The organism is Paeniglutamicibacter gangotriensis Lz1y, assembly GCF_000348945.1.
Lineage (GTDB): Bacteria > Actinomycetota > Actinomycetes > Actinomycetales > Micrococcaceae > Paeniglutamicibacter > Paeniglutamicibacter gangotriensis.
Genome location: NZ_AOCK01000018.1, coordinates 1 through 4,455, shown reverse-complemented (window position 1 = coordinate 4,455; position 4,455 = coordinate 1). Strand labels below are relative to the sequence as shown.

Annotated in this window: 5 protein-coding genes; all 5 read left to right on the top strand. The window is 58.4% G+C overall.

Features of this window, described 5'->3' with window-relative positions; all coding sequences use genetic code 11:
- Positions 1-574: 574 nt before the first annotated feature.
- The 5 genes from ADIAG_RS20605 to ccsB all read left to right on the top strand — a co-directional run bounded on the left by ADIAG_RS20605 (position 575) and on the right by ccsB (position 3,921).
- Positions 575-1,141: a TetR/AcrR family transcriptional regulator gene (locus tag ADIAG_RS20605; protein ID WP_007273223.1), complete on the top strand. Its 567-nt coding sequence runs from the start codon at positions 575-577 to the stop codon at positions 1,139-1,141.
- Positions 1,142-1,211: 70 nt separating this feature from the next.
- Complete coding sequence (locus ADIAG_RS19715; protein ID WP_007273222.1) at positions 1,212-1,673, top strand: DUF3817 domain-containing protein; 462 nt, start codon at positions 1,212-1,214, stop codon at positions 1,671-1,673.
- Positions 1,674-1,814: 141 nt separating this feature from the next.
- Complete coding sequence (locus tag ADIAG_RS19710) at positions 1,815-2,141, top strand: antibiotic biosynthesis monooxygenase family protein (RefSeq protein ID WP_007273221.1); 327 nt, start codon at positions 1,815-1,817, stop codon at positions 2,139-2,141.
- 169 nt (positions 2,142-2,310) lie between these two features.
- On the top strand, positions 2,311-2,727 hold the full coding sequence (locus tag ADIAG_RS19705; RefSeq protein ID WP_007273220.1) for a DUF2269 family protein: 417 nt from the start codon (positions 2,311-2,313) through the stop codon (positions 2,725-2,727).
- Between the two features lie 165 nt (positions 2,728-2,892).
- The gene (ccsB, locus tag ADIAG_RS19700; RefSeq protein WP_007273219.1) at positions 2,893-3,921 is read left to right on the top strand and encodes a c-type cytochrome biogenesis protein CcsB; all 1,029 of its coding nucleotides are present in this window, start codon (positions 2,893-2,895) and stop codon (positions 3,919-3,921) included.
- The last annotated feature ends 534 nt before the right edge of the window (positions 3,922-4,455 follow it).

Below are 4,455 nucleotides of genomic sequence, written 5' to 3'. Positions count from 1 at the left end.
TTTTGTTGCTTCGACAGGGCACATGCCTCAATACAAGACTTACGCTACCAAGCATGAGCATTCTCTGGGGTATGGCTGCGCAATCAGAATCAATGCCTCACCGAGAACACCCTACTGCTCTGGCGAATGGATACCCTAAATGCTGCAGTGGCGTTGTGGCGTAGCAAAAGCTTAATAAGCGCAACAGGCTAGCAACTGCTATGAGCGCGGGACATCACTGGCTTTAGATGCTGCGCTGACGGGTGCCCACAGTATCTGCCTTTTGGGAGTCGCGGCTACCAACGCCACCGAAGGAACCTTCTCTCAGTGTTGTCATGTCGCCCTGCCATTGAGCTAAAGCACGGACCGGCTTCGTTATTCCTTGCCTTCGCTCGCAACGGTACTGTGTCCGGAGTTTGACCAGTGAGCAGATGCCCTGAGGGTTGTCTTTGTTCCATTTCGCGGATCCCATCGCCCCATTGTTGTAAGCGGTATTTTGGTGACTGCGAGGCGATCGAGTTTGCCGACACGGTGTCGGTGGGTGCTAGACTGACCACGAACCGACACTGTGTCGGTTAGGAGTTGATGAAAGACCATGAACATGGAACACCGTGAAAAACGCCGTGCCGCGCTAGTGGCTGCTGCCAGTAGCGACTTGCGCAACGGGGGTGCCGCAAGCAGCATGTTGGCCAGAGTCGGCAACTCGGTAGGTCTAGCTAGGAGCAGCGTCTACGAGTACTTCGGCTCCTCCGGTGATTTGTTAGCCGAGGTTGCCGTCCGGGAATTTGGTGAATGGGCTCGTGAAGTCCGAGCCGCTGTCGATAGCGCTGATCCGGGCTGGCCGCAGCTACATGCCTACATTTCGCGGACACTTACGATGGTGGGCGAGGGCAAGCATGATATTGCCGTGGCGTTGGAAAAAGTGGACTTCACGGACGCGCAGCGCGCGAAGTTCCGGGACCTGCACATTGAACTCACCAAACCGCTGTTGCAGAGTCTGGTCTTTCTCGAAGTGCCCTACCCCGAAACGCACGCGACCATGATTCAGGGAATCATCGACGGCGCTACACGGCAGATTGGTCGCGGTGCCGATGCGGCACAGTTGAGCGTTATCGCCTGCGAACTGATCATGAACGGGCTCTCCACCATCCATGTCCCCTGACCAGGGCCCCTCCATCATTCATCCTTCGTACGCATCTTCAAGCAATCAAACCCAAGGACTTAAATTTCACATGTCTCCACGCTCTTTATACCGGTCTCTGGCCTTTGCAGAGGCCGTTACCTGGACCTTGCTGATCATCGCCATGGTGATTAAATATGTCTTTCATGCGGGAGACCTGCCGGTGCAGATTGCCGGGTCAATCCACGGTTTCGTCTTCATCAGCTATGCGTTGGCCGCCGGGCTAGTGGGTGTGAACCAGTATTGGTCGAAGCGGCTCATCACTTTGGCTGTGGCTACCGCAGTGCTCCCATACGCCACTGTTCCTTTCGATCTGAAAATGGATCGAAGCGGGAAACTCGACGGTGATTGGCGGCGTTCGGCCACGGCTGATCCGCGGGACCACACCCTGGTAAGCAGGCTGTTGCGCTGGATGCTTCGTCGACCTGCACTACTAGGTGGCACGTCCTTGCTGACCGTTGTCGTCATCATGGGCACCCTACTCATCATCGGCCCCCCAGGCGGACAGAGCTAAACCCCTTACAAGTTCTTAAAGCCGAGTTACTACTCCCGGATCGCGGCGGACCGAACAGATAGTGCGAATTACCCCGTCGATGGGTAATTCGTGTCGTGCCGCGGATATGTAGACCGGTTGAAATATAGAAAGGACAAACCCATGTTTATCGTCGCTAATGAGCTCGTCGTGGACGAGATGAACCAAGCCCAGTTTGAATCGGCCTTCGCACAAAGTATGCGCGCGACCCTGCCCGGGGTACCCGGTTTGCTACGAGCGAGCTTGCTTGCCCCGAGGGAAACAGGCCACGGGTATGTGTCCACCCTCGAATTCGAAAGCGAGGACGCTTACCGAGCGTATCTGGAATCCTCTGCCTTCCGGGCGGCACATCCCTGGCCGGGACGGGTCCCGCTAGTGAGCAGTAGTCTGAGCACTTACAGTGTGCACACCGATCTGACCGGCGGTGACCTCGCCGCGCCCGGTGAATAATGACAAATCGCCCCGCGTAGCCAACCCAGCCCCTATACCAAGATGCTTATTTGCGCGGCTGGGGAAACCCGTGAGCATGCGCTTACATCAGCAGCCAGCTAAACAGGCCCATGAACGCTTCTTATCGTTCTGTGGAACTACCTGCTAGGCCCAAACAAAGGAATTCATAATGAACACTGTCTTCGCTGTGCTCCATATTGCCGCCGCGGTTTTCATCGTCGGACCGATGGCGATTATGCCAATGTCAACGCTTCGCAGTCTGCGCGGCGGTGACACCGTGCGCGTCCACGCTTCGGCGCGCAGTATTCGGCTCCTCAGCTACCTTTCACTGATCGCTTTTATCACCGGGTTCGGCATCCTCGGCATGGTCGGGGAGAAATGGGGTCTATCCGTAACCACCCCATGGGTGCTGGCCTCCGTCATACTTTATTTAGTTGCGCTGCTCCTGACCCTCGCGGTCGTCGTCCCAGCTTTTACGCGCTACGACGGGCGGCGAACCAGCAGCTACATGCAGGCGAGTATCAGTTCTGGAATTGCCAGCATCGCTCTCATCGCCGTCGTCGTGCTCATGGTTTGGAAGCCCTGAGCCTCGTCACGAAACGAAAAACCGCAGCCAAACACCTTAAAGACGTTATGAAGCGCACGTCCAGCTAGTCCGCTACGGCGCTTCCAGCCAGGAAGTCCGGGAGCTTCGCACGTTTCTTGAGCGCGAATTCACCGGGACCAGCCGGATCGAAGTCTAGGAGACCCTATGGAAAACGACCTGCCCACGATTAACGTGGCACTGGGACAGTACAGCGACCTGTTCATGTTGCTTGCCGCGATGGTCTACGCGGCGGCCTTCATCGCGTTCGCCTGGGACGTTGCAAAATCAAGCAAGCTCATCCAGGAGATCGATGCCGCCACCCTTGCCGCTGAAAAGCAGGTCCTGGTTGCGGCCGGGGCAATCGATGCACCGCCACCGGGCGGATCGGCGAACGAACTGGTCAATGATTCCATGGACTACACCGCCGTCTCCGCGAAGCGCATGGTGGCGAAGGTCGCGGTCTCCCTGACCTGGCTGGGCGTGCTCATGCAGGGCTTTGCCGTGGTCGCCCGCGGCATCGCGGCAAACCGGGTGCCGTGGGGCAACATGTATGAGTTCCTCTCCACCGGATCCTTCCTGGTGGCGCTCGTATTCTCCCTCGTGTTGCTGAAGAAGGACCTGCGCTTCATGGGCACCTTCGTCATCGGCCTGGTCACCGTGATGCTGTGCGGGGCCACCATGGGCTTCCCAACCCCGGTTGCGCACCTGGTGCCCGCCCTGCAGAGCTACTGGATGATTATCCACGTCTCCATCGCGGTGCTCGCCGCGTCGCTGTTTACCATCACCTTCGCGATGAACGTGCTCCAGCTGGTGCAACACGCCAGGATCGATGCGCTGGCTGCAGGCAAGACCGATAAGATTCCGTTCATGCGGCTGGTCCCCAGTGCAGCTGCCCTGGAAAACTTTGCGTACCGCATCAACGCCGTGGCGTTCGTGATGTGGACGTTCACCGTCATGGCCGGCGCCATCTGGGCCGAGGCCGCATGGGGCCGCTACTGGGGCTGGGACACCAAGGAAGTCTGGAGCTTCGTCATCTGGGTGGTCTACGCAGGCTACCTGCACGCCCGGGCCACCGGCGGTTGGACCGGTGCCCGCTCGGCCTGGCTGAGCATCATCGGCTACCTCTGCATCGTCTTCAACTTCACCATCGTGAACATCTACTTCAACGGTCTGCACTCCTACGCGGGCCTGTAAAGCTTCTGCGTGACTTTTGGTTGCCCTGTCTCATGGTACGGGAGATAGGGCAACAGTCATCTGGCCACGGGTTGTTTCACCCGGCGACGGACGGTGGATATTCCGTGATGGGTGCGATCACACATTCGTCTGGGAGATCCGCCGACGCCGGTACCCGAACCGCTGGCCCGGATCTTGCATGATTATGTGGCAAACCGCCCCCACATGGATTCGGCAACAAATCCCGGATCTTGCTGGCTGTTCCCGGGGCACCGCGCCGGAGAACCCCTTCACCAGTCCACGCTTCTCAGTTTCCTTCACAAACTAGGCATCCCGCCCCAACGTGGACGAATCTCCGCGATACGACACCTTGCGCTCCAGATCCCGGCACCTGTCCTTGCCCAAGCCCTGGGCTACCACCACACCAGCACCACCAGGATCGCCGCCGAAGCAGGATCACCCTGGAGTGGCTATGCAGCAGGGGCCCATGACCCATCGGCCACAGCCGGGACGCCACATGAATACAGACCACTTGAATAGCGGGCGTTACCAGTA

Excerpts from the sequence above, each read along its gene's own strand:
- ccsB (WP_007273219.1), top strand. The coding sequence starts at position 2,893 with ATGGAAAACGACCTGCCCACGATTAACGTGGCACTGGGACAGTACAGC.
- ADIAG_RS19705 (WP_007273220.1), top strand. The coding sequence starts at position 2,311 with ATGAACACTGTCTTCGCTGTGCTCCATATTGCCGCCGCGGTTTTCATC.
- ADIAG_RS20605 (WP_007273223.1), top strand. The coding sequence starts at position 575 with ATGAACATGGAACACCGTGAAAAACGCCGTGCCGCGCTAGTGGCTGCT.
- ADIAG_RS19715 (WP_007273222.1), top strand. The coding sequence starts at position 1,212 with ATGTCTCCACGCTCTTTATACCGGTCTCTGGCCTTTGCAGAGGCCGTT.
- ADIAG_RS19710 (WP_007273221.1), top strand. The coding sequence starts at position 1,815 with ATGTTTATCGTCGCTAATGAGCTCGTCGTGGACGAGATGAACCAAGCC.